General features: G+C 62.1%; 23 protein-coding genes. 13 read left to right on the top strand and 10 right to left on the bottom strand.

Annotation, left to right across the window (positions count from 1 at the left end; genetic code table 11):
* Positions 1 to 45: 45 nt before the first annotated feature.
* Positions 46 to 810, bottom strand: a complete 765-nt coding sequence (locus DBR44_RS02185; RefSeq protein WP_124641625.1) for an ABC transporter substrate-binding protein — start codon at positions 808 to 810, stop codon at positions 46 to 48.
* A gap of 118 nt (positions 811 to 928) precedes the next feature.
* Here DBR44_RS02185 and metH point away from each other — a divergent pair, with 118 nt between their 5' ends.
* On the top strand, positions 929 to 4,642 hold the full coding sequence (gene metH, locus DBR44_RS02180) for a methionine synthase (protein WP_124641908.1): 3,714 nt from the start codon (positions 929 to 931) through the stop codon (positions 4,640 to 4,642).
* A 54-nt stretch (positions 4,643 to 4,696) separates the two neighbouring features.
* On the opposite strand, the gene DBR44_RS02175 is transcribed toward metH, so the two are convergent.
* Complete coding sequence (locus tag DBR44_RS02175) at positions 4,697 to 5,764, bottom strand: diguanylate cyclase (protein WP_158613541.1); 1,068 nt, start codon at positions 5,762 to 5,764, stop codon at positions 4,697 to 4,699.
* Between the two features lie 294 nt (positions 5,765 to 6,058).
* Between DBR44_RS02175 and DBR44_RS02170 the strand changes: the two genes are divergently transcribed.
* Positions 6,059 to 6,274, top strand: a complete 216-nt coding sequence (locus tag DBR44_RS02170) for a YdcH family protein (protein ID WP_124641621.1) — start codon at positions 6,059 to 6,061, stop codon at positions 6,272 to 6,274.
* Positions 6,275 to 6,539: 265 nt separating this feature from the next.
* Here DBR44_RS02170 and DBR44_RS02165 read toward each other — a convergent pair whose 3' ends face one another.
* Together DBR44_RS02165 and DBR44_RS02160 are read right to left on the bottom strand one after the other, a co-directional pair.
* Positions 6,540 to 8,405, bottom strand: a complete 1,866-nt coding sequence (locus DBR44_RS02165; RefSeq protein ID WP_124641619.1) for an ABC transporter ATP-binding protein — start codon at positions 8,403 to 8,405, stop codon at positions 6,540 to 6,542.
* A gap of 265 nt (positions 8,406 to 8,670) precedes the next feature.
* A complete protein-coding gene (locus tag DBR44_RS02160) occupies positions 8,671 to 9,687 on the bottom strand; it encodes a class I SAM-dependent rRNA methyltransferase (protein WP_124641613.1) in 1,017 nt (338 codons plus the stop codon).
* Between the two features lie 195 nt (positions 9,688 to 9,882).
* On the opposite strand from DBR44_RS02160, the gene DBR44_RS02155 reads away from it, so the two are divergent.
* Positions 9,883 to 11,139: an MFS transporter gene (locus DBR44_RS02155; RefSeq protein ID WP_233578301.1), complete on the top strand. Its 1,257-nt coding sequence runs from the start codon at positions 9,883 to 9,885 to the stop codon at positions 11,137 to 11,139.
* A gap of 85 nt (positions 11,140 to 11,224) precedes the next feature.
* Complete coding sequence (locus tag DBR44_RS02150) at positions 11,225 to 12,163, top strand: alpha/beta hydrolase (RefSeq protein ID WP_124641611.1); 939 nt, start codon at positions 11,225 to 11,227, stop codon at positions 12,161 to 12,163.
* Here DBR44_RS02150 and DBR44_RS02145 read toward each other — a convergent pair.
* The 3 genes from DBR44_RS02145 to DBR44_RS02135 form a co-directional block, all read right to left on the bottom strand.
* Positions 12,160 to 12,675 (bottom strand): M48 family metallopeptidase, encoded by a 516-nt coding sequence (locus DBR44_RS02145; RefSeq protein WP_124641609.1) that lies wholly within the window; start codon positions 12,673 to 12,675, stop codon positions 12,160 to 12,162. The two genes, DBR44_RS02150 and DBR44_RS02145, sit on opposite strands and share 4 nt — an antisense overlap.
* 50 nt (positions 12,676 to 12,725) lie before the next feature.
* A complete protein-coding gene (locus tag DBR44_RS02140) occupies positions 12,726 to 13,262 on the bottom strand; it encodes a GNAT family N-acetyltransferase (protein WP_124641606.1) in 537 nt (178 codons plus the stop codon).
* 74 nt (positions 13,263 to 13,336) lie between these two features.
* Positions 13,337 to 13,780 carry an Lrp/AsnC family transcriptional regulator gene (locus DBR44_RS02135; protein WP_124641604.1) on the bottom strand — a complete coding sequence of 148 codons (444 nt, stop codon included), beginning with the start codon at positions 13,778 to 13,780 and terminating at the stop codon, positions 13,337 to 13,339.
* Positions 13,781 to 13,912: 132 nt separating this feature from the next.
* Between DBR44_RS02135 and DBR44_RS02130 the strand changes: the two genes are divergently transcribed.
* From DBR44_RS02130 to DBR44_RS02115, 4 genes are all read left to right on the top strand, one after another.
* On the top strand, positions 13,913 to 14,545 hold the full coding sequence (locus DBR44_RS02130) for a LysE family translocator (protein ID WP_233578299.1): 633 nt from the start codon (positions 13,913 to 13,915) through the stop codon (positions 14,543 to 14,545).
* Positions 14,546 to 14,631: 86 nt separating this feature from the next.
* The gene (locus tag DBR44_RS02125; protein WP_124641602.1) at positions 14,632 to 15,063 is read left to right on the top strand and encodes a carboxymuconolactone decarboxylase family protein; all 432 of its coding nucleotides are present in this window, start codon (positions 14,632 to 14,634) and stop codon (positions 15,061 to 15,063) included.
* Between the two features lie 125 nt (positions 15,064 to 15,188).
* Positions 15,189 to 15,500 (top strand): antibiotic biosynthesis monooxygenase, encoded by a 312-nt coding sequence (locus tag DBR44_RS02120; RefSeq protein WP_124641600.1) that lies wholly within the window; start codon positions 15,189 to 15,191, stop codon positions 15,498 to 15,500.
* Positions 15,497 to 16,105, top strand: a complete 609-nt coding sequence (locus DBR44_RS02115) for an FMN-binding negative transcriptional regulator (protein ID WP_124641598.1) — start codon at positions 15,497 to 15,499, stop codon at positions 16,103 to 16,105. The genes DBR44_RS02120 and DBR44_RS02115 overlap by 4 nt, the downstream gene beginning before the upstream one ends.
* 169 nt (positions 16,106 to 16,274) lie before the next feature.
* Here the strand turns inward: DBR44_RS02115 and DBR44_RS02110 are convergent, their stop codons facing one another.
* Complete coding sequence (locus DBR44_RS02110) at positions 16,275 to 16,820, bottom strand: YaeQ family protein (RefSeq protein ID WP_124641596.1); 546 nt, start codon at positions 16,818 to 16,820, stop codon at positions 16,275 to 16,277.
* A gap of 86 nt (positions 16,821 to 16,906) precedes the next feature.
* Positions 16,907 to 17,587 (bottom strand): MliC family protein, encoded by a 681-nt coding sequence (locus tag DBR44_RS02105; RefSeq protein ID WP_158613540.1) that lies wholly within the window; start codon positions 17,585 to 17,587, stop codon positions 16,907 to 16,909.
* Positions 17,588 to 17,839: 252 nt separating this feature from the next.
* On the opposite strand from DBR44_RS02105, the gene DBR44_RS02100 reads away from it, so the two are divergent.
* Together DBR44_RS02100 and DBR44_RS02095 are read left to right on the top strand one after the other, a co-directional pair.
* Positions 17,840 to 19,318, top strand: a complete 1,479-nt coding sequence (locus tag DBR44_RS02100; RefSeq protein ID WP_124641592.1) for a DEAD/DEAH box helicase — start codon at positions 17,840 to 17,842, stop codon at positions 19,316 to 19,318.
* A 193-nt stretch (positions 19,319 to 19,511) separates the two neighbouring features.
* Entirely contained in the window at positions 19,512 to 20,333 is an 822-nt protein-coding gene (locus DBR44_RS02095) for an ABC transporter substrate-binding protein (protein ID WP_199730948.1), read from the top strand.
* Positions 20,334 to 20,351: 18 nt separating this feature from the next.
* Here DBR44_RS02095 and DBR44_RS02090 read toward each other — a convergent pair whose 3' ends face one another.
* Entirely contained in the window at positions 20,352 to 20,942 is a 591-nt protein-coding gene (locus DBR44_RS02090; RefSeq protein ID WP_124641590.1) for a TetR/AcrR family transcriptional regulator, read from the bottom strand.
* A gap of 171 nt (positions 20,943 to 21,113) precedes the next feature.
* Between DBR44_RS02090 and DBR44_RS02085 the strand changes: the two genes are divergently transcribed.
* The 3 genes from DBR44_RS02085 to DBR44_RS02075 all read left to right on the top strand — a co-directional run bounded on the left by DBR44_RS02085 (position 21,114) and on the right by DBR44_RS02075 (position 24,028).
* Positions 21,114 to 21,938, top strand: coding sequence for an AraC family transcriptional regulator (locus tag DBR44_RS02085; protein ID WP_124641588.1), 825 nt, complete (start codon positions 21,114 to 21,116; stop codon positions 21,936 to 21,938).
* A 131-nt stretch (positions 21,939 to 22,069) separates the two neighbouring features.
* A complete protein-coding gene (locus tag DBR44_RS02080; protein ID WP_124641585.1) occupies positions 22,070 to 22,615 on the top strand; it encodes a YbhB/YbcL family Raf kinase inhibitor-like protein in 546 nt (181 codons plus the stop codon).
* Positions 22,616 to 22,708: 93 nt separating this feature from the next.
* Positions 22,709 to 24,028 (top strand): hypothetical protein, encoded by a 1,320-nt coding sequence (locus DBR44_RS02075; RefSeq protein ID WP_124641583.1) that lies wholly within the window; start codon positions 22,709 to 22,711, stop codon positions 24,026 to 24,028.
* Positions 24,029 to 24,220 lie beyond the last annotated feature (192 nt).

Below are 24,220 nucleotides of genomic sequence, written 5' to 3'. Positions count from 1 at the left end.
GCCAGGGGCAAGCCGGTGGGCTTGCCCGGTTTCACGTGAAACAGCTTATTGCGTCTGCCATTCGTAGGATTTGAGAATGGCCTTCAGCTTGCCGCTGCGGCGCATGGCTTCAATGCCCTGGTTCAGCTTATCGGTACTGATCGGCGAATTGGGTGCCACCGCGCACATGGTGGGCATATAGGTCACCGTCATCGGGTGCTGTTTGAAGGCGCGGGCTTCCTGCGGATTGGTCTTGGCCCACCACGCCAGCTCCAGTTCCGAGGAGATGGCGACATCGGTCAGTTTCTTCTGCAGCGATTTCACCAGCAGCTCCAGCCGTGGTTCATCCACGCGGGTGGTGCGGCCCACCGCCCACAGATGTTCCAGTGTCGGATAGCTGTAGCCGCGAATGGTGCCGATGCGCTTGCCGACCATTTCATCGGCCTGGTGCAGGTCTGGCATGTCCTTGAGCGATAGTGCCCGCTCCACCTGTGGATAAAATTCGCGCGTCCAGCCCAGGCGTGCGGCATTGCCATACCATTCCGGATTGGCATTGCACACAATGTTGACCTTGCCGGCTTCAATGGTGTTTTCCACCCGCTTGCGGGCGATCACCACATACTGCGCTTTCAGTCCCAGCTCGCCGGCCAGTGCATCGCCCAGTTCTTTGGTCAGGCCACCGGCTAGCGCCTGGTTGTCCGGCGTCAGTACCACAATGGGCGGTGCGTCCGAATCCGACACCCCGATTTTCAGTACGCCGCCCGCTGCGGCCACTTGCGCCAGTGCTGTTCCCGTTAACAGCGCCAGCCAGGTCTTATTCAAACGAACCATAAGCTTGTACTCTCTTCTTCTTAGTTAGTTGTCTGACAGTTCCAGACGCAATGGTAATATGATCGGCCGCACCTTGAGTGTGCCTTTTATCGATCCAGCCCATAACAGCCTGTTTGCCATGACCAAAAACACCACCCACCCGGTATTTTCCCAGCTGTCGCAGCGCATCCTGATCCTGGATGGCGGCATGGGCACCATGATCCAGCGCCATGATCTGCAGGAAGCTGACTACCGTGGCGAGCGGTTCGCCGACTGGCCCTGTGACGTAAAAGGCAACAACGACCTGCTGGTGCTGAGCCGGCCCGATGTGATCGGCGGCATTCACCAGGCCTATCTGGATGCCGGGGCCGACATCATTGAAACCAACACTTTCAATGCCACCTCGATTGCCATGGCCGACTACCAGATGGAAAGCCTGGTGTGGGAGATCAACCACGCGGCGGCCAAGCTGGTGAAGGAGCTGTGTGTTGCCCAAACCGCAAAGAATCCGGCGCGGCCGCGTTTCTGTGCCGGCGTGTTGGGGCCCACCAACCGTACCGCCAGCATCAGCCCGGATGTGAACGACCCCGGCTATCGCAATGTCAGCTTTGACGAACTGGTGAGCAGCTACACCGAGGCGATTGACGGCCTGGTGGCCGGCGGCGCGGATTTCCTGCTGGTGGAAACCATCTTCGACACCCTGAACGCCAAGGCGGCGGTGTTTGCCATCCATCAGTATTTTGATGATCACCCCGACAAGACCCGGCTGCCCATCATGGTGTCCGGCACCATTACCGACCAGTCCGGCCGCACCCTGACTGGCCAGACGACCGAGGCCTTCTACAACAGTCTGTCGCATGCCGACGCCATGTCGTATGGCCTGAACTGCGCGTTGGGCCCGGACCTGCTGCGCCCCTATGTGGAAGAAATGTCGCGGGTATCCGCCAGCTATGTGTCGGTGCATGCCAATGCCGGCCTGCCCAATGCCTTTGGCGGTTACGATCTGGAACCGGCCGCCATGGGCGAATTCGTGCGTGAATGGGCCGAGTCCGGCCTGATCAATATCGTTGGCGGCTGTTGCGGCACCACGCCGGACCATATCGCCGCCATTGCCCATGCGGTGGACGGCATCGCCCCGCGCGCGCTGCCGGATATCGAGAAAAAGTGCCGCCTGTCCGGCCTGGAGCCGTTCAACATCGGCGACAAGGACCTGTTCGTCAATGTGGGCGAACGCACCAATGTCACCGGCAGCCGCGCCTTTGCCAAGCTGATCCTGAATGGCGACTACGCCACCGCGCTGGATGTGGCACGGCAGCAGGTGGAGAATGGCGCCCAGGTCATCGACATCAATATGGACGAGGGCATGCTGGACGCGCTGGCGGCCATGGATCGCTTCCTCAAGCTGATCGCCGCCGAGCCGGACATCGCCCGTGTGCCTATCATGATCGACTCCTCCAAGTGGGAGGTGATTGAAGCCGGCCTCAAGTGCATCCAGGGCAAGGGCATCGTCAACTCCATCTCCATGAAGGAAGGGGTGGACAAGTTCAAGGAACAGGCACGCCTGTTGCGCCGTTATGGCGCGGCGGTGATCGTGATGGCCTTTGATGACAAGGGCCAGGCCGATACTTACGCCCGCAAGGTGGAAATCTGCGAAAAGAGCTACCGCATCCTGGTGGACGAAGTGGGCTTTCCGCCGGAAGACATCATCTTCGACCCGAATATCTTTGCCGTGGCCACCGGCATTGAAGAACACGCCCGCTACGGCCTCGACTTCATCGAAGCCACCGGCTGGATCAAGCAAAACCTGCCGCACGCCAAGATTTCCGGCGGCGTGTCCAATGTGTCCTTCTCCTTCCGTGGCAACAACAAGGTACGCGAAGCCATCCACGCGGTATTCCTCTACCACGCCATCCAGCGTGGCATGACCATGGGCATCGTCAACGCCGGTGCGCTGGAAGTGTATGACGAGGTGGACAAGGCGCTGCGCGAGCGCATTGAAGACGTGGTGCTGATGCGCACTCCGGCCGATGGCGGCGATGCCACCGAACACCTGATTGCGCTGGCGGAACGCTTCAAGGGCGAGGCGGTAGGCGAGAAAAAGGTGGAAGACCTGGCCTGGCGCGACTGGCCGGTGGAGAAGCGGCTGGAGCATGCGCTGGTCAAGGGCATGACCACCTTTATCGTGGAAGATACCGAGGAAGTCCGCCTCAAGTGCGCGCGCCCCATTCATGTGATTGAAGGTCCGCTGATGGACGGCATGAACGTGGTGGGCGACCTGTTTGGTGCCGGCAAGATGTTCCTGCCGCAGGTGGTGAAATCGGCCCGCGTGATGAAGGCTGCCGTGGCGCATCTGGAGCCTTTCATCGAGGAAGAAAAGATCCGCATGGGTCTGGCCGATGCGCCGGCCAAGGGCGTCATCATCATGGCCACGGTCAAGGGCGATGTGCACGATATCGGCAAGAACATCGTCGGCGTGGTGCTGCGCTGTAACAACTACAAGGTGATCGACCTGGGCGTGATGGTGCCCTGCCAGACCATTCTGGATGCAGCCCGCGAACACAAGGCCGACATCATCGGCCTGTCCGGCCTGATCACTCCAAGCTTGGAAGAGATGAGCCATGTGGCCAAGGAAATGCAGCGCCAGGGCTTTGACATTCCCTTGCTGATTGGTGGGGCGACCACTTCCAAAGTGCACACGGCGGTGAAGATTGCGCCGCACTACCAGCATCCGGTGATTTATGTGCCGGATGCCAGCCGTGCGGTGGGTGTGTGCTCCAATCTGCTGTCCGATACCCTGCGCGATGGCTTTGTCGCCGAAGTGGCGGCCGAGTACCAGCGTGCCCGCGAAGGCCATGCCAACAAGGCCAACCGCAAGGTAGTCAGCCTGGAGCAGGCCCGTGCCAACAAGCAAAAAACCGACTGGGCCAGCTATGTGCCGCCCCAGCCGCAGTGGCTGGGCGTGCGCCGTTTCGAAAACTACCCGCTGGCGGATATCGCCGCCGTCATCGACTGGACGCCTTTCTTCCAGAGCTGGGAGCTGGCCGGCCGCTTCCCGCGCATTCTGGACGATGAAATCGTGGGCGAGTCGGCACGCAGCCTGTATGCCGATGCCCAGGTGATGTTGCAGCAGATCATCGAGGAAAACTGGCTGTCTGCCAGTGCCGTTATCGGCCTGTTCCCGGCCGCCAGCGTCAACGATGACGATATCGACATCCGCAGTGTGGATGGCCACAGCAGCCAGATGAGCTGGGTGGGCCTGCGCCAGCAACTGCCGAAAATGGATGGCAAGCCCAACTGGGCGCTGGCCGACTATATCGCCCCGGCCGACAGCGGCGTGCAGGACTATATCGGTGCTTTTGCGGTGACTGCCGGCATCGGCATCGAGCCGCATGTGGCCCGTTTCGAGGCTGCCAACGATGACTACTCGGCCATTCTGCTCAAGGCGCTGGCCGACCGTCTGGCCGAGGCCTTTGCCGAGCTGATGCACCAGCGTGTACGTCGCGAATTCTGGGGCTATGCCGCTGACGAGACGCTGAGCAATGAGCAGCTGATCGACGAGGAATACCGTGGCATCCGTCCGGCTCCGGGCTATCCGGCCTGTCCGGACCATACGGTGAAGAAGGCCCTGTTTGCCTTGCTGGATGCCCCGGGCATCGGCATGACGCTGACCGAAGGCTATGCCATGCTGCCGACGGCGGCCGTCTCCGGCTTTTATTTCAGCCATCCGGAGGCGCGCTACTTCGGCGTGGGCAAGGTGGAAAAGGATCAGGTGCAAAGTTATGCCCAGCGGCGCGGCGTGTCGCTGGAACAGGCCGAGCGTGATCTGGCACCGAATCTGGGCTACGACGCCTGACGCAGGCTTGCCGCGCCCAGCTACCGAGCCGCCTGCGGGCGGCTTTTTCGTGGGCTAGCCCGCCTGCGCCAGTGTGTGCGGCGGTGCCGGATGGCCGCAGGACAGGGCCAGCACAAAGCCGTTCTTGCCGCGGTGCTTGGCCTGGTACAGCGCCGCATCGGCCTGGCGCAGGGCGGCACTCAGGCCGATGCGGCCATCCATCAGCACGATGCCGATGCTGATGGACAGCCGTCGCTGCTCCACGCTGCAGCTATTCACCCGGTGTATCAGCTGGCTCGCCAGTTCGCTGACGCGCTGGCTGTCCTGCAGCCGGGTGAACAGGCCGAACTCCTCACCGCCCAGCCGCCCGCACAAGGCCACGTCGGGATGCCCGCTCAGCTGCCGCGCCACTTGTTGCAGCACCTGATCGCCCGCTTCATGGCCGAAGTCGTCATTGACGCTTTTGAAGTCGTCGATATCGACCATCAGGAAATGGCCGTGCTGGGCCGGATACCAGGCCTGCAGCTTTTCCAGCAGGCTGCGGCGGTTGTCGATACCGGTGAGGGCGTCCTGAAAGGCTAGCGCTTCCAGATCTCGACGCAGATGGTAGCCACGTAGCCGCAGGCGGCGAAACAGGATGTTGAGCATCAGGCCGGAGGCCAGTGTCACGATGGTCAGCAGAGCGATCAGCGTATCCTGTTGCCATAAGCGTCGGTCATCCAGCGTACCTTGCAGCAGGATGCCCCACACGCAGCCACTGGCCAGCACGAAGCAATACGAGCTGTGGAAAACCGGAGCCATGGTCAGGCTGATGCACACGGCAATCGAGGTGGCCCACAGGCTGGTATCGGCGACAAACAGCATGTTCAGGCGAAAGCCCAGCGCCAGGCCACACAGATTCAGCAGCATGCCCAGTAGCAGGGTGTGGCGGTGGCCGGCATTCAGCGATAGCAAGGTGCCGGCCAGCATGATCAGGCAGACCAGCACCGTGTTGGCGGCGTCGACCTGCTGGTGCGGGTGGCTGAGCAGCAGGGAAGCCAGCCAGGACAGCTCCCCCAGCAGCTGTGTCCATACCGCGATGGGGCGCAGCTCGAGAAAGGATTGATGCTGGAAATCTGCATCGCCAGCATAAAGGTACTTCATGGGGCCTCCTTGCAAAGCGGCGACAGCGGAGGCTGCCACTCCCGGGAACATCGCAGCATCGTGGCGGCTTGGTCTGGGGTGGTCGACTGGACCTATGTGCAGGCGGTGTTGGCAGGGAAGGGCTGGCCGGCCCGCCGTGTGCTCTTGCATCCGCGCTCTGGCGGTGCACAATGCACTGATGTCTGTTACCGGCGCATATGCCTTAGATCAAGAAAGCAGACTGGTGTCGGGACTAGCATGAGCTTGTAGTCAGGTGGCATGAACGCCACCCCACCCACCAATCAGGAGAAGCCGATGTTCCCAGAATTCCGTGATCTGATCAGTAAACTGAAAACCGAAGACGACCACTTCAGCCGCCTGTTCAACAAGCACAATGAACTGGACCAGAAGATCAAGAATATCGAGGCCGCCATCGAGAAGGGCAGTTCGCAGGAGGTGGAAGTGCTGAAGAAGGAAAAACTGAAACTCAAGGATGAACTGTACGTCATCCTCAAAAAAGCCGAAGCCTGATTCCCAGGGCCGGCCATGAAAAAACCCGCCAACTGGCGGGTTTCAGGCTGCTGATAAAGTTATTTGGTGCGATTGCATTGGACCCGGCAAAGCCGGGCCTTTCGACTAAGTTATTGCTTCCGCAGCCTTCCCATCTATTCCCTTTCCCCCCGCCCTTGCCCTGCAAGGGAGCCTCGCTTTCCTTCCGGAAAGCGAGGGGGTGTCGATAGTATGAAAAAACCCGCCAGCTGGCGGGTTTTTGTTTGTGGCAGGCAGGATGATGGCATCAGGCCGGGTCCAGTTCTCCTGGGCGGATGGCCTCGTCGACTTCTTCTCCCAGAAAGCCGCCGCTCTGGTGCGCCCACAGCCGGGCATACAGGCCGCCTTGAGCCAGCAGGCTGGCATGGTCGCCTTCTTCCACCACCCGTCCCTTGTCCAGCACGATCAGCCGGTCCATGGCGGCGATGGTGGACAGGCGGTGGGCGATGGCCACCACAGTCTTGCCCTCCATCAGCCGGTACAGGCTGCTCTGGATGGCGGCTTCCACTTCCGAATCCAGCGCGCTGGTGGCTTCGTCCAGCAGCAGGATGGGGGCATCTTTCAGCATCACCCGGGCAATGGCCACGCGCTGACGCTGGCCACCGGACAGCTTGACGCCGCGCTCGCCCACATGGGCATCGTAGCCACGGCGACCCTTGGGGTCGGTCAATGCCTGGATGAAGTCATGCGCCTCGGCCTGCTTGGCGGCATGGATCATGGCCTCGTCGCCGGCATCTGGCTTGCCGTACAGCAGGTTGTCGCGTACCGAGCGGTGCAAGAGCGAGGTGTCCTGCGTCACCATGCCGATCTGCGCGCGCAGGCTGTCCTGGGTCACCGTGGCAATATCCTGGCCGTCGATCAGGATGCGGCCCTGTTCGATGTCGTAAAAACGCAGCATCAGATTGACGATGGTGGACTTGCCGGCACCGCTGCGGCCGACCAGACCGATTTTTTCGCCGGGACGAATGGTGAGGTTCAGCCCGTCGACAATGGTGCGTTCGCCACCATAGGAAAAGCTGACATTGTCGAAGCGTATCTCGCCACGTGCTACCTGCAGCGCCTGGGCAGCCGGCTGGTCGACAATGGCGACCGGCCGCGACAGGGTGCTGATGCCATCGTGCACGGTACCGATATTTTCGAACAGGCTGGACATTTCCCACATGATCCAGTGCGACACGCCATTGAGCCGCAAGGCCATGGCGGTGGCGGCGGCCACGGCACCGATACCGACCTGGCCCTGGGTCCACAGCCACAGCGTGGCACCGGCAGTGCTGGCGATCAGCCCCATGCTGAGAATGTGGTTGGCGATTTCAAAGCCGCTGACCAGGCGCATCTGGCCATAGGCAGTCTGCATGAATTCCTGCATCGCACTTTTGGTGAAGGCGGCCTCGCGCTGACCCTGGGCAAACAGCTTGACCGTGGCGATATTGGTATAGGCATCAGTCACGCGGCCAGTCATCAGCGAGCGTGCATCGGCCTGGCGGGCCGAGGCCTTGCCCAGCCGTGGCACGAAGAAAGCCAGGGTCGCCACATACAGCAGCAACCAGCCGATGAAGGGCAGCAGCAAGCTGCTATCGAAGCTGCCGACCACCGCCACCATGGTGATGAAGTAGATCACCACGAACACCAGGATGTCGGTGATGATCAGCACCGTGTCGCGTACGGCCAGCGCGGTCTGCATCACCTTGGCCGCTACCCGGCCGGCAAATTCATCCTGATAAAAGCTCATGCTCTGTCCCAGCAGGTGGCGGTGAAACTGCCAGCGCAGGCGCATGGGGAAATTGCCGAACAGGCTTTGGTATTTGAACATGGCCTGCAGGGCGATCAGCAGCGGACTGGCCAGCAGGATGCCGCCCAGCAACAGCAGGTGATGACGCTCCTGGGTCCATAGTTGCGACGGCGCCACATGGCTGAGCCAGTCGACAATGGAGCCCAGCATGGAGAACAGCAAGGCTTCGAAGGCACCGATGAGGGAGGTCAGCAAGGTCATGCACAGGATGTAGGGGCGCATGCCGCTGGTGGCGGACCAGACAAAGGGCAGGAAGCCCTTGGGTGGCTGGACGGGAGGTGTATCCGGGTAGACGTCTACCCGCTTTTCAAACCAGGAAAACATAAAGATCGTCCTTGTCGGGACCTGTGGTCCGTTGAGGTTGTATGGGGGTATGACGATAGCTTGAAGCGAAGTAATCAGCAATGCTTTTTTTGCATGGCTGGGCACAGGCTCGCCTTCTGCGTTGCCGCCATTTTAGTGGGGTTTTGTTGCCGGCAGTTCCCGGTGGCGTAGCGATAGCTTGCCCGGATGGTGGCCCGAACGGGCGCAGGTAAAAACAAAACTGCCCGGCCGAGCGGGTCGGCCGGGCAGTCTGGTACAGCGGCAATCAGACGTGCAGCAGCACGATCTTCAGCGGATGCTGGCCATCGGCGCTGGGGAAATCCTGCTCCGGGGTAATCCATTCCACTTCGTGCACGGTACGGCCGGCTTTTTCTGCGCTGCGCTTGAGCGACTCCAGCCAGGCATTGCCATCAACCTGGGCCACATTATTGCAGCAGATCAGCATGCCACCTTCGGCGGTGCACAGCAGGGCCGGCTTGAACAGGGCCTGGTAGTCGTTGATCAGGTCGACCACGCCGAAGGGGCTCTTGGCGTAGCGCGGCGGGTCAAGGAAGACCAGATCGAACTGGCGGGCTTCCAGAGCCGGGAAGGGAGGCATTTTCTTGCCACGCACCATCTTGGGCTGGCCGATGCCGGACAGCTGGCGCAAGGCGGCAAAGGCATCGCTCTGCACGCAGCGCGGGCGGGTGGCCAGGCTGTTCAGCTTGGCATTGGCACGGCCGACGGCCAGGCTGGATTCGGCAAAATCCACGTTCAGCACAAATTGCGCGCCGCCCTTGGCCGCTGCCAGGCCGACACCGCAGGTGTAGGCAAACAGATTGAGCACGCTCTTGCCTTCGGCCAGCTGCATCACGCGGCGGCGGCCGGCGCGCAGGTCGAGGAACAGCCACGGGTCCTGGCCGCTGTGGCGACCACGGATGTGGTAGCGGATGCCCATCTCATGGGCCACACGGTTTTCTTCCGCTACCGCTTGCTCGGGCAGGCTCAGGGTGTTGTTGATGCGGGAATTCTTGCCGCTGCGGTCGTTGTAGACCAGCTGCAATTCCGGCAGGAGGCCGGCGTAGAAGCTGCGGATTTCGTCCAGCTCGGCATCTTCCAGGCTTTGGTGGAAGCTTTGCACCAGCAGCAGGTCGCCGTAGCGGTCTACCGTCAGGCCGGCCACGCCTTCCACGCTGCCGTGGAACAGGCGGTAAGTGTTGGTATCTTCGGCGATCAGGCGGCTAACAAGATCACTGCGGCGGTCGGCTGCTGCTTGCAGCAGGGCGCTCAGGGAGTTGGACATGGAATGCTTTCTTTCTGGAATGGCTGCAATTGTAAGCCCAGTGATGGCCGGCCTCAAAATTACTACCACCACGGTAATGGCAAACAGGCTGCCGTGGAAAAATCGTGGGGCGGGCCTAATGTGTTGGCGAGTTTTAAGCAGGCCATGTAAGGCTAGAGTTACAGGCGTTTAGCCGGTAGGCTTGATCTCTTTGTCATGGCCAGTCTGGCCTGCTTTATCTTCCCGATGAACGACGCTTCTGCATCCCTGCGGCATTGCCGCCCTTTCTGGCAGTTCTGGTCGGCCCGTGTGTTGCTGACTGCCGGTTTTCAAATCCTCACTGTGGCCATTGGCTGGCAGGTGTATGCCCTGACCGGCAGTGCGTTCGACCTGGGGCTGGTCGGACTATTGCAATTTCTGCCACGGGTGCTGCTGGTGCTGGTCACCGGGGTGGTGTCGGACCGTTTTGATCGTCGCCGGGTGGTGGCCATCAGCCTGTTCATCCAGTCGCTGGCTGCCCTGACACTGCTGCTGGGTAATCTGGGCGCGGGCTGGCAGGTCAGCCGCGAGCTGATCTTTGCCCTGTCGGTGGTGGTGGGCTGCTGCCGCGCCTTCGACATGCCGGCCATGCAGTCGCTGTTGCCCAATATCGTGCCCGCCAGCCTGCTGGGGCAGGCCATTGCCATGGCGGCCTCGGCCAATGAGGCTGCCACCATCATCGCGCCGGCATTGGGCGGTTTCCTGTATGCCGTGGGTGCGGAACTGACCTATGGCCTGTCGGCTGCCTGTTTTCTGGCCTGCCTGGTGCTGGTGAGCCTGCTGCCCTCCAGCCGGGTGCTGCCCACTGGCCAGCGTGTGTCGCTGGATTCCTTGCTGATGGGGGTGCGCTTCATCCGCAGCCGGCCGGATATTCTCGGCGCCATTTCGCTGGACCTGTTTGCCGTGCTGCTGGGCGGGGCGACTGCCTTGCTGCCGGTGTTTGCCCGCGACATCCTCCTGACCGGGCCGTGGGGACTGGGCTTGCTGCGCTCGGCCCCGGCTGCCGGAGCGCTGCTGATGTCGGTGTGGCTGATGCGTCATCCGATACGCCGTCGCTCCGGACATATCATGTTTGCCGCAGTCGCCGTGTTTGGCCTGGCCACCATCCTGTTCGGTCTGTCGCGCTCTTTCCCGCTGTCCTTGCTGGCGCTGATGCTGTTGGGTTCGGCTGATGTCATCAGCGTGGTGATTCGCGGCACGCTGGTGCAGCTGGAAACACCGGATGACATGCGTGGCCGGGTCAATTCGGTGAACTCGCTGTTCATTGGTGCCTCCAACCAGCTTGGCGAGTTCGAGTCTGGCGTCACGGCGGCCTGGCTGGGAACCGTGCCGGCCGTGGTTCTGGGCGGGGCGGGTACCTTGCTGGTGGTGGTGCTGTGGATGCGCTGGTTTCCGCAACTGGCCGGCCGTGACCAGCTGGTATCCAGTTCGTGAAACCACTTGCGCTGGCACATTTAATGACTTTGGTATATTAATGGGCGGCAAACGCTGAAGTTTGCCCAAGTCAGGAGAAGTAAAAATGCATGCAGTCAGCCCCAAGCTGACCGACTGGTTGTCCCAGCTCAACCAGCTCATCCGCCGCCTGCGGGATAGCGGCTACAAGCCCACCGCCATCGGCGCCCGCGAGGCGCTGGCCAATGTCACCCGCAGCCTGGTCAGTGCCGGGCCGCACATTGCCTGGGTCAATGACGAAATCATCCACGGTCGCGATTACAGCGTGCCGGTGCGGATTTATCATCCGGCACCAAGCGAGGCGCGGCCGGTGCTGCTGTTTCTGCATGGTGGCGGCCATACCGCCGGCAGTGTCAGCGTATACGACCCCATCAGCCGCCGGCTGGCAGCAGCCACCGGCCATATCGTGGTGGTGCCGGAATACCGGCTGGCGCCGGAAAACCCTTATCCGGCAGCGCTGCATGATGCCTATGCCGCCGCGCGTGGTGTGTTTGCCGCGCTGAGTGCGCGCCAGCTGCCGTTTCTGCCCAGCCTGTCGCTGATGGGTGACTCTGCCGGTGCGGCGCTGGCGGCCACGGTGAGTGCGCGCTCGCAGCACGATACCGCCTTGCAGATTGCCGCCCAGGTGCTGATCTATCCCAGCCTGGACTACAGCATGAGCCTGCCGTCGATTAGCGAGAATGGCGAAGGCTATTTCCTCAACAGCGATCGCATTGCCTGGTATTTCGACAATTATTTCCAGCATGGTGAAGACCGGCTGGCGGCGTCGCCCTTGCATATGGCGATGACCGAGCGGCTACCGGCCACCCTGGTGGTGTCAGCGGGTTTTGATCCGCTGCGTGACGAGGCGCTGTGCTATCTGGATAAATTGCAGGCAGCTGGCGTGCCGCACCAGCATCTGCATTTTGATGATCTGGTGCATGCCTTCCTCAATATGGAGCAGCTGGTGGCGGCCGAGTGTGCCCAGACTTACCAGCAGATCGCCGCTTTCCTCGAGCGCCGTTAGCGTGTTGCCGGGCTGGGGGCTGGCTCCAGCTCGCGCAGGGTCAGCCATAGCCGGGTATCAAACTCCAGCTGGTGGTAAGCCGGCTCCATGTGGCAGCACAGCTGATAGAAGGCCTTGTCGTGGTTTTTTTCACGTAAATGCGAAAGCTCGTGGACGACGATCATGCGCAGGAAGGGCTCGGGCGCGTCGCGGAACAGCGTGGCAATGCGGATTTCGTGTTTGGCCTTGAGCTTGCTGCCCTGCACCCGCGAGATCTGGGTATTGGTGCCCAGCGTCCCTTTGACCGGGTGTTGGCGATTGTCGTACAGCACCTTGGTGGGAGCCGGGGCATTTTTCAGATAGCGCTGTTTCAGCTCGCTGACATACTGGTACAGCGCGTTATCGCTTTGCACTGCATGGCTGTCGGGATAGCGGCTGGCCAGCCAGTCGCCCAGGCTGCCGTCGTCCAGACGGGCCTGGACCTGGGCGAGCAGGCTGGGTGGGTAGTGCAGCAGGTATTTGAGGGCAGACATGCCGCCAGTTTAGCAAAGCCGGCGCTGCGCTGCCGCACCACGCCTGCTGTTTATGCTTGGACGGCGGCCAGTTGCGCTGGCTGCTGCCAGCGATAGCACAGGGCAATGGCCTTGCGTCCATCCGGGGCCAGCACGTTTTCGCGGTCTACCATTTCCCCGCCCATGCGGCTGTAAAAACGCCGCGCCTCGCTATTGGCCTCGTATACCCACAGGTGCATCGGTCGGCCCGGCTGCAGGGTGTCGGCCTGGGCTGCTGCGGCCCGTAGCAGGCTGCGGCCCACGCCACGGCCTTGCTGGCCGGGCAGCACGTGCAGATTGTCCAGCAGCAGGCCGCGCTGGGTCTCGCCATCCGGCAGCAGGCAGACAAAGCCCACCGGCTCGCCTTCCCACAGGGCCAGCAGCACCCACAGATGATTGTCGTAATGGAAGCGACGGGTCCACATGGTGTGGCGCTCGGTCGGGGCGACGTGGTCGAGATAGTCGTCGGACAGGATGGTGCGGTAGCTGTGCTGCCAGCTTTCGGTATGCAGTCGGGCAATCAGTCCGGCATCGTCAAAGGTGGCAACACGCAAGGTCAGCGAGGTCATGGGCTTGGCTAGGGGCTAGGGATACCGGCATTTTACGACAAGCAGATGACGTTAAGGTTCGCTTTGCATGGCAATTAACGTGGTGCCCGCAAGGGGCGCGGGGTGATGGGGGTGGACAGGATGATGGAGGTACGGGTTTCACCCAGATGATTCACCCGCGCCACCAGGGCTTCCAGATGGCCGACATCACGCGCCAGCAGGCGGAACAGATAGGAATCGGCCCCGGTGACATGGTGGCATTCCAGCACCTCAGGCATGTCCTCCAGCAATTGCAGCAGCTTTTTCTTGTAGGGCTGCGCCACGGTAATGCCCACCATGGCCGACAAGGTGTAACCAGCCTTGGCGGGCGACAGCCGGGCGTGGTAGCCCTGGATCACGCCGGCTTCTTCCAGCCGTTTTACTCGTTCCGACACCGCCGGTACCGACATTTCCACCGCACGGGCCAGCTCGGTCAGTGACAAGCGGGCATCCTGCTGCAGGCATTCCAGAATTTTCCAAGCTTTGCTGTCGATCTCCATGGCCACTCCTTTATGGTCGAACTGCATTCTGGCTTTAATTTATCAGTTATCTGGGCGGGTTTGCCTGAAAAAACTCATGTAAGCCAGCCCGCAGGCCGCGCACACTGGCGGTTCTAAATCAGGAGCCTGCTCATGCATCTGTTGACCTTGTTTGCCCAAGCCTTGCTGTTGGGCCTGGCGATTGCCGCCCCGGTTGGCCCCATTGGCCTGCTCTGTATCGAGCGCAGTGTGCGGCAGGGGCCGTGGGTGGGGCTGGCCACCGGGCTGGGCGCGGCGACGGCCGATGCGCTGTATGCCACGCTGGGGGCGCTGGGCCTGAGTGCGCTGATTCAGCGGCTGACCGCGCTGGCTCTGCCCTTGGCGCTGGCGGGCAGCCTGCTGTTGTTATGGATGGGGCTGGGCATGTTGCGGCGGCATGCGGCAAGCGAGGCTGCGCGGGCGGCAAGTGCCCATGGCTGGTGCAGCGCCTGGGCATCGGCGCTGCTGCTGACCCTGAGCAACCCCATGACCATCTTGTCCTTTCTGGCCGTGTTCGCCAGCCTGTCCGGCCATGCCGCGCCGGGGGCGGCTGAGGCCTTGCTGATGGTTTCTGGCGTGTTTGCCGGCTCGGCGCTGTGGTGGTGTGTGCTGGCCTTCGGTGCCGGTCGCTTGCTGGGCCGACTGGGAGAGGCCGGGCGACATGGCATTGATATCGTCTGTGGCGTGCTATTGCTGGGAATGGGCCTGCTGCTGCTGTGGCGTGCACTGGCCAGCCTGGTGGGCTAGTGGTTCCCTGCTTGATGATAAAAGTGGACCTGTAACAGGGCCATTATCAGGCCGATAATGCAGGCTTGCCCTCAGGAGAAACCGCCATGTCCAGCCTGCGTCAGCCTTATGCCGAATTGTCCGGTGCCGCCTTGCAGCATTTGCGTGCCATCAAGAAACTGCTGGAAGACAGCCCCTTGGGGCGTAATCTGGTGGAGCTGGTGTACATGCGTGTGTCGCAGCTCAATGGCTGCGCCTTTTGTCTGGATATGCATGCCCGGGCATTGCGCAGCGGCGGGGAAAGCCATGCCCGGCTGGATACGCTGGCCGGCTGGCGGCTGAGCCCGCATTTTTCGGCAGCAGAGCAGGCCGCGCTGGCCTGGGCCGAGTCGCTGACCGATATTGCGGCCAGCCAGGCGGCCGATGCGGTATATCAGCCCTTGTTGCAGCATTTTTCCGCGCAGGAAATCTGCGACCTGACCATGGCCATTGCCAGCATGAATGCACTGAACCGCCTGGCCATCGCCATGCGGCAATAAGAGCAGCTAACAAAACCCCTGCTGCTGCGTTGCGCCTCCTAGTCGTACCCTTGTACTGTCTGCGTCGGCGCGCCTGGCGTCAGGGACGCGATGCTATTTTGTTAGCCGCTCTAAGGAGACACAATATGTATGTGGTGATTTTCCGGGCTACAGCCCGCCAGCTGGACGAGGAATACAGCCGGGTGGCGGCACAATTGCGCGAACTGGCGCTGAGCCGCTTTGGCTGCCTGGAGTTTGTCGCGGTCAATGAAGGCGGGCAGGAGGTGGCGTTGTCCTACTGGCCGGATCTGGACAGTATCCGCGCCTGGAAAGCCAACGCCGATCATCTGCTGGCCCAGCAATTGGGACGCGAGCGCTGGTATGCCGGCTACCGGGTACAGATTGCCCAGGTGCTGCGTGACTACGGCTTTCCCGCCGCTGCAGGAGAGCAACCATGAGCCTGTACTGTCCTGCGGCATTTCGTGCTGAGGCTGACTATGCACGCCAGGTGATGGCCGACAATCCGCTGGCCACGCTGATCACCCAGGCTGATGGCGAACCCTGGCTCAGCCATCTGGTGTTGCTGCCCGACCCAACCGAGCCAGACTGCCTGCTTGGCCATCTGGCGCGAGCCAACGGCCATGCCGGGGTGCTGTTCGGGCAGGATAGTGTGGCGGTGTTTAGCGGTGCCCATGGCTATGTCTCGCCGCGCTGGTATGTATCGGACGGCATGGTGCCAACCTGGAACTACCGGGTGGCGCATGCCCATGGCCGGGCGGAGCCGGTGGAGGGCGAGGCGCTGGCGGCCTTGTTGCAGCAGCTGGCACTGCAGTTTGAAGGCGAGGCCGGCTGGAACAGCAGTGCACTGTCGGCACAGGCCATGGCCGCCATGCAGCGTGGGATTGTTGGCTTTCGGCTGCGGGTGCAGCGCTGGGATATCAAGGCCAAGCTCAGCCAGAACCGGCTGCCGCAAGACCGGCAGGGGGTGATTGCCGCACTGGAGCAGGGCGACGAAGCCGCCCGTCAGCTGGCGGCTGTCATGCCTCGGCCTGCGCACGGCTGAGAAAACCTCGCAGAGGCCTGGCTTAAGGTGCGCAGACGCCGACGCTAGCAGAAGTCGTACCGCCAGCAGGTGCAATGCCGGAGCCGGGGTTTTGTTAGAGGGCCTTGGAGCCTGTTCAAGATCTGGCGAACGCCGGATTACCCGCGTCGCGCAGATCGTAAACATATTGTTAATGCGGCACTTTCAGCGGCTCTACCTCTACCAGCACGCTGCGGCTTTCGTCGGCCAGCCATAGTTGGCCGTCCTGTACGGTGGCGGTCAGCTGCATGCCGCGCTGGCACAGGCTGGCCAGTTCGGCCAGGGTAGCGGTGCTGATGCGGTAGACGCTGAGCTTGTCCAGCTTCACCAGCTTGTTTTCGATCTGCGGCCACCATACTTCGCTGGAACGGCCGCCATAGCTGTACAGCACCACCTGGTCGGCCCGGCTGCAGGCTTTTTTCAGGCGCTTTTCATCCGGTTCGCCCAGCTCTATCCACAGTTCGATTTCGTCGCTGTAATTCTTCTGCCACAGCTCTGCTTCGTCATCAGAGCTGAGGCCTCGGGTAAAGCTCAGGGTTTCACTGGCGTTCAGCACAAAGGCTACCAGGCGCACCATCAGGCGTTCCACGGTTTCCGACGGGTGTTGGGCCAGGGTCAGGTTGTGGCTGGCATAGTAGCCGCGGTCCATGTCGGAAATCGACAGGCCGGCTTTATAAATGGTGGCTGTAAGCGCCATGGTGATGTTTCCGCAATGTTGGGTTGAAGGCCGCTGCACAGGCGGCGGCAGGAGTCTGGAACAAACCGGGAGGGGCGAGGCAGGCGCTATTGCTCTGGCTGGCTGATGCACAGCAGGCTTTCGCCTTTCCAGTTGATGCTGGCTTCCTTGCCCCGGATGGTGAATTCGACATTCTGGCCGGCATAGCGGGCACCGCCGGTGACCAGCTCCTGCTGATGCAGGATGACCTGGCTTTTGCCGCGTACCAGCCGCGCCGTGGCCGGCTTGGTGCGGTAAAACGTGGCCAGTACATCGTTATTGCCACCGCCACCGCACAGGTAGTGCAGCGGGGTCAGCGAGGGTGCCAGCTCCCAGCCGGCCTGCAATTCGGTAATGCGCAGAATATAGGTATCCCCCAGACACATATGGGGATTATCGTTCTTCATGCATTCCTTGAGATTGTGCGCCCAGCGCCGTTGCTCTTGCTCCAGCTTGTTCTGGCTGGGTGCGCCGGCGCTGTTTTGCCTGGCTTTGTCCATGGCCTGGGTAAAGACCTTGTCCAGACGGTTACCCAGCCGGATCAGCCCTTCATCCTGGCACAGCATGGTTTCCATGGCATTGGCCGGCTTGTTGCAGTCGAACTCGGTGGCCTGCATCGTAGGCGTGGGAGGCAATGCCGGCGGTACGGGCTGGCGCAGGCCGCCACGGCCACCGTTTTTGTCCGGCCCGGTACCAAGCGAGTGCGCGCCGTTCAGGGCATGGGCCTGGCCGGATACGAGCAGTAGCAAAAGGACTGCGAATGGTACTGGGGGGATTTTGAGCATGCTTTATTGTGCCATGTGGCGCGATGTTACGCTGCACCAATACGCAGGATGATTTCCCTGCCCGGGCAATTGTCTGTAAACTCGCCGACTTCCGCGTCTTGCCAATCGGCGCGCAATGCAAGCCTCATCCCGAGGCGTTCCGCATTTATTTCAACCGTTTATCGTCAGCCTAGATTGGTGTCGCTTACTGCGATCAGGCAGTCGCAGGAGTGCAGTATGTCCGAAATTACCTTTGCTGACCTTGGTCTGGCGCAAGCTTTGTTGCGTGCCGTGGCCGATACCGGTTACACCATTCCCACGCCGATTCAGGCACAAGCCATTCCCCAGGTGCTGCAAGGTGGCGATCTGCTGGCTGCCGCACAGACCGGTACCGGCAAGACCGCCGGCTTTACCCTGCCGCTGCTGCAATTGCTGATGGATGCGCCCTCGCGCCAGCCCGGCAAGCCGCGCGCCCTGGTGCTGACCCCCACCCGCGAACTGGCAGCCCAGGTAGAAGAATCGGTCCGTGAGTACGGCAAGCATCTGCCGCTCAAATCCATGGTGATGTTCGGCGGTGTTGGCATCAACCCGCAGATTTCCGCCCTGAAAAAGCCGGTAGACATCCTGGTGGCCACGCCTGGCCGCCTGCTTGACCATGTCAGCCAGCGCACGCTGGATCTGTCCGCCGTGGAAATCCTGGTACTGGACGAAGCCGACCGCATGCTGGACATGGGCTTCATCCACGATATCCGCAAGGTGCTGGCACTGCTGCCGGCCAAGCGCCAGAATCTGCTGTTCTCGGCGACCTTCTCCGACGAAATCAAGACCCTGGCCGACAAGCTGCTCAACCAGCCCAAGCTGGTGGAAGTGGCCCGCCGCAATACCACCAACGAGCTGGTAGACCAGCGCGTCCACCTGGTGGACCGCGACAAGAAAACCGATCTGTTGATCAAGCTGATCCGCGACCACAACTGGTACCAGGTGCTGGTGTTCACCCGTACCAAGCACGGTGCCAACCGTCTGGCCGAAAAGCTGGACAAGATCGGCATCCCGTCGGCGGCCATTCATGGCAACAAGAGCCAGAATGCCCGTACCCGCGCCCTGGCCGATTTCAAGACTTCCAAGCTGCAGGTGCTGGTGGCTACCGATATCGCCGCCCGTGGCCTGGATATCGACCAGCTGCCGCATGTGGTCAATTTCGAATTGCCGAATGTGCCGGAAGACTATGTACACCGTATCGGTCGTACCGGCCGTGCCGGCAGCCCGGGTGAAGCCATTTCCCTGGTGTGTGTCGACGAATTCAGCTTCCTGCGCGAAATCGAAAAGCTGACCAAGCAGTCCATCGCCCGCTTCACCATTCCGGGTTTCGAGGCGGACCTGAACGTGAAGCCGGAACCCATTCCCATGGGTGGCAACAGCGCCGGCCGTGGTCGTGGTCAGGGTGGCGGGGGTCGTCAGGGGCAGGGTGCACGTCAGGGCCAGGGTGCTGGCAAGTCGCGCCACGAACAGCAGAGCAAGCCTACCGGTCATGGCCATCGCCCGGCCGGCAGTGCGCCGCGTAGCAAGGCCGCTGAGCCGCGTAGCCAGGGTGGCCAGGGTGGCCAGCCGCAGCCGGCCCGTCAGGCCGCCACGGCCAAACCGGGCAATGCGCCGCAGCAGCGTCGCAGCCAGCCGGCACGCCCGGTGTCGGCCTTGCTGTCGCCCAACAAGCGCTAAGTCGATGCAGCCCAGGCGGTACGGTGGCGGTCGATCGCCGCGCTTGCTGTCGCCGCTGGCGGCCCGTATGCTGAAGTGAACCGAGTCACTGCCGCGATCGTCAATGGATGACGACACTGTCAGGCAGTGACCGTCGCGGGGAAGTCTGGCGTCTGCACGTCAGTGGCTAACGATTCGAGTTACGGAGCAGGTCATGAAACAATGGCTTGCAGGTCATGCCGGCAGCGCCCGGCATGTTGCCCTGGGCGTCATGTTGCTGGGGTGGGCGCTGGCTGCACTGGCCGCGCATGGCCCGCTGCCGGGAGGCAGCCGGCTGTCCATTGTGTTGGCGTCCGATGAGTGGCCCCCCTATCTGGGTAATCATCTTCCCGATAACGGCATCCTGTCCCGTGTGGTGACAGCGGCATTTGCCCGCGCCGACGTCACGGTGACCTACCGCTTCCTGCCCAATAACCGTAGCTTGCAATCGGCGCGTAATGGCACGGCGGACGGCAGCCTGGGCTGGGCTCCCAGCCCAGAGCGCTTGCAGGATTTGCTGTACAGCCAGTCGGTGATGTCGGCGCGCATGGTTTTTTTCCAGCGCAAGTCCGAGCAGCGGCGCTGGGCACAACTGGCTGATCTGGCCGGGCTGCGTATCGGCATCACCATCGGCAATTTCTATTCCGCAGAATTCGACCGCCTGGTGCAGCAGGGTGTGCTGCATACCGACGGCGCAGCCGATGATCTGAGCAATTTCCGCAAGTTGCTGGCACGGCGCATCGATCTGTTTCCCATCGAAGAAGATGTTGGCCAGTTTTTGCTGGCGCGCAACTTTTCCCCCTTGCAGGCCGGACAGCTGGCCAGTAGCCCGGCATTCTGGTCCGCCCCCTTGCATGTGGTGATCTGGCGTCGGCATCCGCAAGGCGCCGAGCTGATCGCGCGCTTCAATCGCGGCTTGCAGGCCTTGCAAAGCAGCGGCGAATTCGACCGTATGGTGCGGGAGACGCGGCTGGCCTGCCAGCGCAGCCAGCCCTGACGGCCACCTGTTCTGGCTTCAGCAGGCGGGTGCGGTCTGGCCAGCAATCAGCGCGGCCGCATCCTGTAGCAGTTGGGCGGATAGTGCCGGGTCGGTGACGGCACGCGACAACAGCAGGGCACCGACCATCAGGCTCAATTGCACCGTCGGTTTGAGTGGGCTGCCGCCACTGGCTGCGTCCTGCTGTGCGGCCTCGGCCAGTGTGGCCAGCTGTTGCTCCAGCCCGCTGGTAAACGCCTGACGCGCCTGGCTGCCACGCCGGCTTAGTTCGCCGGCCAGTGCGGCCGCGACGCAACCGGTATCCGGAAAATCCCGATGCGAAATGCTCAGGTAGTCCTCGGCCACCGCCTGACATTGCTGCCCCGCATCGGCCTGCTGGCCTTGCTGCTGCCACTGCTGTGCCATTTGCTGCATGGCCTGCTGGCAAACCTGGGCGACCAGATCTTCCTTGTCCTTGAAGTGCCAGTAAAAGCCACCGTGGGTCAGCCCAAGGTCGGCCATCAGGTTGGCAATGCCAACCGCCGCAATGCCTTCCGAGCGAAAGCGCAGGCTGGCCATGTCCAGGATGCGCTGGCGGATGGCGGTTTTATGTTGTTTGTCGTAACGCATGCTGGCTCCCGCTGCTCACCGGCTGATTTTTTTATGATGTATATCATATAAACAATAGCCAACTTAATCAGCAAGATAGCGTTTATTGATTTTGCCGGTGGTGGTCGGCGATTTTCCGGTATGTCGCGGACAAGGCTTGCCGGCCACACGGTTTCGCGCTGCAATGCCGACATGCCCTCATCCTCTGCATTGGCCGGTACGCTGGCCACTTACCATTCGCGCCGGCAGCAAAGAATCGCCCGCGTGCCGATCTGGCAGTCACAGCTGATTGCCGTGCTGGAAGGCTGCAAGATCATTCATACGCGTAGCGGCGAGCTGATCTGCCGCGCCGGGGAATGGCTGCTGCTGCCTGCCGGACAGGAGCTGGAGCTGGTCAACCAGCCGGATGCCGACAGCGGCCACTATCTGGCCCTGGCGCTGACCCAGGACCGGCAATGGCTGCAGCGCTTTCATGCTCTGCATGGCCATTTGCTGCTGCAGGCAGCGCCGGGTAGCCCGGTGTTCACCCCCAGCGCCAGCAGCCGTCAGGCTTTGCAGCAGCTGGTGAACACCCTGGAAAACGCCGATGGCCCCATGGTGCAGGCCTGGGCCGAGCATGGCTGGCAGGGGCTGATGCTGGCCTTGTTGCAGCAGGGGCAGGGCCGCAGCCTGCTACTGCTGCCAACCGAGGATGCCCGCCAGCAATTGCAGTCATTGTTTGCTTTCGATCCGGCCCATGACTGGACGCCGGCCGTGGTGGCGCAAAGGCTGGTCATGAGCGAGGCCACGCTGCGGCGGCGGCTGGCGGCTGCATCCACGACCTTTTCTGCCTTGCTGACCGAGGCACGCTTGGCGCATGGGCTGGGGCTGGTGATGACCGGGCGGCAGTCATTGCTGGAAGTCGCGCTGGCTAGCGGCTATCAGTCGCCATCGCGCTTTGCGGCGGCATTCCGGCGCCGTTTTGGCCTGACGCCCAGTGCTTTGCGTGCCACCCGCGAACTGCCCGAAGAAGATTGAGCGGCTTGAGCGGCAAAGGCGATGCACTGAGCGGCTGCGGCGCGCTGCGGCCGGCGGGCCTGCCTAGAATGATGCAGGCAATGCGGCCATCCCCGCCGCCGTGCATCCCTCATTCTTCGTGGAGTAACACCATGCGTCATTTGTTGCCGACTCTTGTTTTTGGTCTGCTGTGCAGCACGGCACACGCGTTTCAACTGGGCAGTAGCGAGGTAAAAGCCGGCGGCACGCTGTCGCGGGCGCAGGAATTCAACAGCTTTGGCTGTAGCGGAGGTAATACCTCGCCTGCGCTCAGCTGGAGCGATGTACCAGCCGGTACCCGCAGCTTTGCCCTGACTGTATATGATCCGGATGCCCCAACCGGCAGCGGCTGGTGGCACTGGCTGGTATTCAACCTGCCGGCGGCGACCCGCTTGCTGCCTACGGGGGCCGGCAGTGCCGATGGCCTGCATTTGCCGGCCGGCAGCGTGCAGAGCAAGACCGATTATGGCCAGCCCGGCTTTGGCGGTGCTTGCCCGCCGCTGGGCGACAAGCCGCATCGTTATGTCTTTACCGTGCATGCGCTGAAGGTGGACAAGCTGGACCTGCCGGCTGATGCCATGCCGGCGCTGGTGGGCTATATGCTCAATGCCAACAGTCTGGGCAAGGCCAGTTTCACCGCCTTCTACGGCCGTCATTGAGGGCGGCAGGCAGGCGTGACTATGACATCGCCATCTTGACTTGGGCGGGCTTACACGTTAAACAAGGTTTTATTTCTGTTGTGAGCTACTGTCATGTCGCGCCTGCACACCTTTGTCACCCCCCGGCCCGATGCCGCATTGATGCAGTTTCTGGTGCCGGTGAACCGCTGGCTCAATCTGCATGGCGTGCCGCTGCTGCGCGACTTGCCCGTGCTGGGGCGGCTGCCCGGCTTTTCCGGCGTGGCGGACATCCGCGAGTGGCATGTGCCACCCGAGCACGAGGCGCGCTTGCGGCAGGCGCTCAGTCCGCGCAATGTCAGCTTTATCGGGCCCAACCATCCCGAATTCTTTACCGACTGGATGATAGACAAGGAGCTGTCGGCACGGTATGCGCCACAACTGGCCAGCTGGGCCACGCATACCGTGGTGAACGGCATGGGGGCGGCCATGCAGCGCTTCTGGTTGCGCAACAACCTGATTGCCCAGATTCCCGGGGCAGCCAGCCAGGCGGCGAAGCAGCATTCGGTGGATTGGGCTTTGCAAGGCCATGGCGTGCTGCTGCACCCGGAGGGCGCGGTCGGCTGGCATGCCGACTGGCTGGCGCCGCTGTTTCCGGGAATTGCCGAACTGGCACTCAGCGCGCATGCCCGCTTGCAAGCCATGGGGCTGGAACGCCTGCCGCCGGTTCATATCGTGCCGGTGGTGTGGAAGTTACGCTTTTTGCATGATGAAACCCGTGCCATCCGCCGTGAACTGTTGTGGACAGCCGCCCGGCTGCGGCTGGAGGTCAGTGCGGATGCCGACTTGCCGCAACAGCTGTTCCAGCTGCTGAGCGGTGTGCTGGAGCGCGAAGCTTCCCAGTGTGACATCAGCCTGCCCCTGCGCCATGAACAGGCCTATTTCGAACGCCAGCTGCGCTTGCAGCAGCAACTGGCCGCCCGCCTTGATCTGCTGGCCGGCACCGAACATGCTGGTCTGAGCGAAGGGCGTCGTTGGAGCAAGGTGCTGCGCGAAAGCCGCGACGAGAGCCAGCGCCAGGGCATGAAGCCACTGCTGGCGGCCTGGGAGCGTTTGCAGCGGCTGGCACCTGCCGCCTACAGCCAGCCCTTGCTGGCGCAGGAGCAAGTGGCGGAATGCATCAAGCGGGTGCGCAACGATTATTGCAAGGGACGTCTGCGCGATACCCTGAACGCCTTTTTCCCGCGTCCGGCCGGCCCACGCGCCCTGTTCATGCGGGTGGTGGAGCCTATCGAGATCAGCCGCTGGCTGCGCGAACAATCTGATAACAGCGCCGCCGCCCTGGTGGCGCAGATGCGCATCAGCATGCAACAGGAGCTGAACAGTCTGCTGGACGGGCTGCATAAGCGTGAGCCTTACTGGACCCTGCCCAACCCCCTGATCAGCCGCGCCTGAGTGCTGCAGATGGCTGGTGTCGGCCGGCGCTCTGCTCTGTTTGTTCGATCAGTACCACACGCCGTTAGCGTAAATGGATGAATCCGTGGATTTATCCCAAATGCTTAGCTATTCTTGCTGCCCATGCCGCGACACAAATGACGAATCCTGTTTTGTCTGGTCACGGCCCTATGGGGAGTCGCGGTGAGCACA

The organism is Aquitalea sp. FJL05, from assembly GCF_003852595.1.
Taxonomy (GTDB): Bacteria; Pseudomonadota; Gammaproteobacteria; order Burkholderiales; family Chromobacteriaceae; genus Aquitalea; species Aquitalea aquatilis.
Note: the sequence above shows the minus strand (reverse complement) of the source record. Positions and strands in the feature narration are given on the sequence as shown.

Excerpts from the sequence above, each read along its gene's own strand:
- DBR44_RS02110 (WP_124641596.1), bottom strand. The coding sequence starts at position 16,820 with ATGGCGCTTACAGCCACCATTTATAAAGCCGGCCTGTCGATTTCCGAC.
- metH (WP_124641908.1), top strand. The coding sequence starts at position 929 with ATGACCAAAAACACCACCCACCCGGTATTTTCCCAGCTGTCGCAGCGC.
- DBR44_RS02090 (WP_124641590.1), bottom strand. The coding sequence starts at position 20,942 with ATGCGTTACGACAAACAACATAAAACCGCCATCCGCCAGCGCATCCTG.
- DBR44_RS02175 (WP_158613541.1), bottom strand. The coding sequence starts at position 5,764 with ATGAAGTACCTTTATGCTGGCGATGCAGATTTCCAGCATCAATCCTTT.
- DBR44_RS02130 (WP_233578299.1), top strand. The coding sequence starts at position 13,913 with ATGCATCTGTTGACCTTGTTTGCCCAAGCCTTGCTGTTGGGCCTGGCG.
- DBR44_RS02100 (WP_124641592.1), top strand. The coding sequence starts at position 17,840 with ATGTCCGAAATTACCTTTGCTGACCTTGGTCTGGCGCAAGCTTTGTTG.
- DBR44_RS02160 (WP_124641613.1), bottom strand. The coding sequence starts at position 9,687 with ATGTCCAACTCCCTGAGCGCCCTGCTGCAAGCAGCAGCCGACCGCCGC.
- DBR44_RS02095 (WP_199730948.1), top strand. The coding sequence starts at position 19,512 with ATGAAACAATGGCTTGCAGGTCATGCCGGCAGCGCCCGGCATGTTGCC.
- DBR44_RS02170 (WP_124641621.1), top strand. The coding sequence starts at position 6,059 with ATGTTCCCAGAATTCCGTGATCTGATCAGTAAACTGAAAACCGAAGAC.
- DBR44_RS02135 (WP_124641604.1), bottom strand. The coding sequence starts at position 13,780 with ATGGAGATCGACAGCAAAGCTTGGAAAATTCTGGAATGCCTGCAGCAG.
- DBR44_RS02150 (WP_124641611.1), top strand. The coding sequence starts at position 11,225 with ATGCATGCAGTCAGCCCCAAGCTGACCGACTGGTTGTCCCAGCTCAAC.
- DBR44_RS02120 (WP_124641600.1), top strand. The coding sequence starts at position 15,189 with ATGTATGTGGTGATTTTCCGGGCTACAGCCCGCCAGCTGGACGAGGAA.
- DBR44_RS02140 (WP_124641606.1), bottom strand. The coding sequence starts at position 13,262 with ATGACCTCGCTGACCTTGCGTGTTGCCACCTTTGACGATGCCGGACTG.
- DBR44_RS02145 (WP_124641609.1), bottom strand. The coding sequence starts at position 12,675 with ATGTCTGCCCTCAAATACCTGCTGCACTACCCACCCAGCCTGCTCGCC.
- DBR44_RS02085 (WP_124641588.1), top strand. The coding sequence starts at position 21,114 with ATGCCCTCATCCTCTGCATTGGCCGGTACGCTGGCCACTTACCATTCG.
- DBR44_RS02115 (WP_124641598.1), top strand. The coding sequence starts at position 15,497 with ATGAGCCTGTACTGTCCTGCGGCATTTCGTGCTGAGGCTGACTATGCA.
- DBR44_RS02155 (WP_233578301.1), top strand. The coding sequence starts at position 9,883 with ATGGCCAGTCTGGCCTGCTTTATCTTCCCGATGAACGACGCTTCTGCA.
- DBR44_RS02125 (WP_124641602.1), top strand. The coding sequence starts at position 14,632 with ATGTCCAGCCTGCGTCAGCCTTATGCCGAATTGTCCGGTGCCGCCTTG.
- DBR44_RS02075 (WP_124641583.1), top strand. The coding sequence starts at position 22,709 with ATGTCGCGCCTGCACACCTTTGTCACCCCCCGGCCCGATGCCGCATTG.
- DBR44_RS02165 (WP_124641619.1), bottom strand. The coding sequence starts at position 8,405 with ATGTTTTCCTGGTTTGAAAAGCGGGTAGACGTCTACCCGGATACACCT.
- DBR44_RS02185 (WP_124641625.1), bottom strand. The coding sequence starts at position 810 with ATGGTTCGTTTGAATAAGACCTGGCTGGCGCTGTTAACGGGAACAGCA.
- DBR44_RS02080 (WP_124641585.1), top strand. The coding sequence starts at position 22,070 with ATGCGTCATTTGTTGCCGACTCTTGTTTTTGGTCTGCTGTGCAGCACG.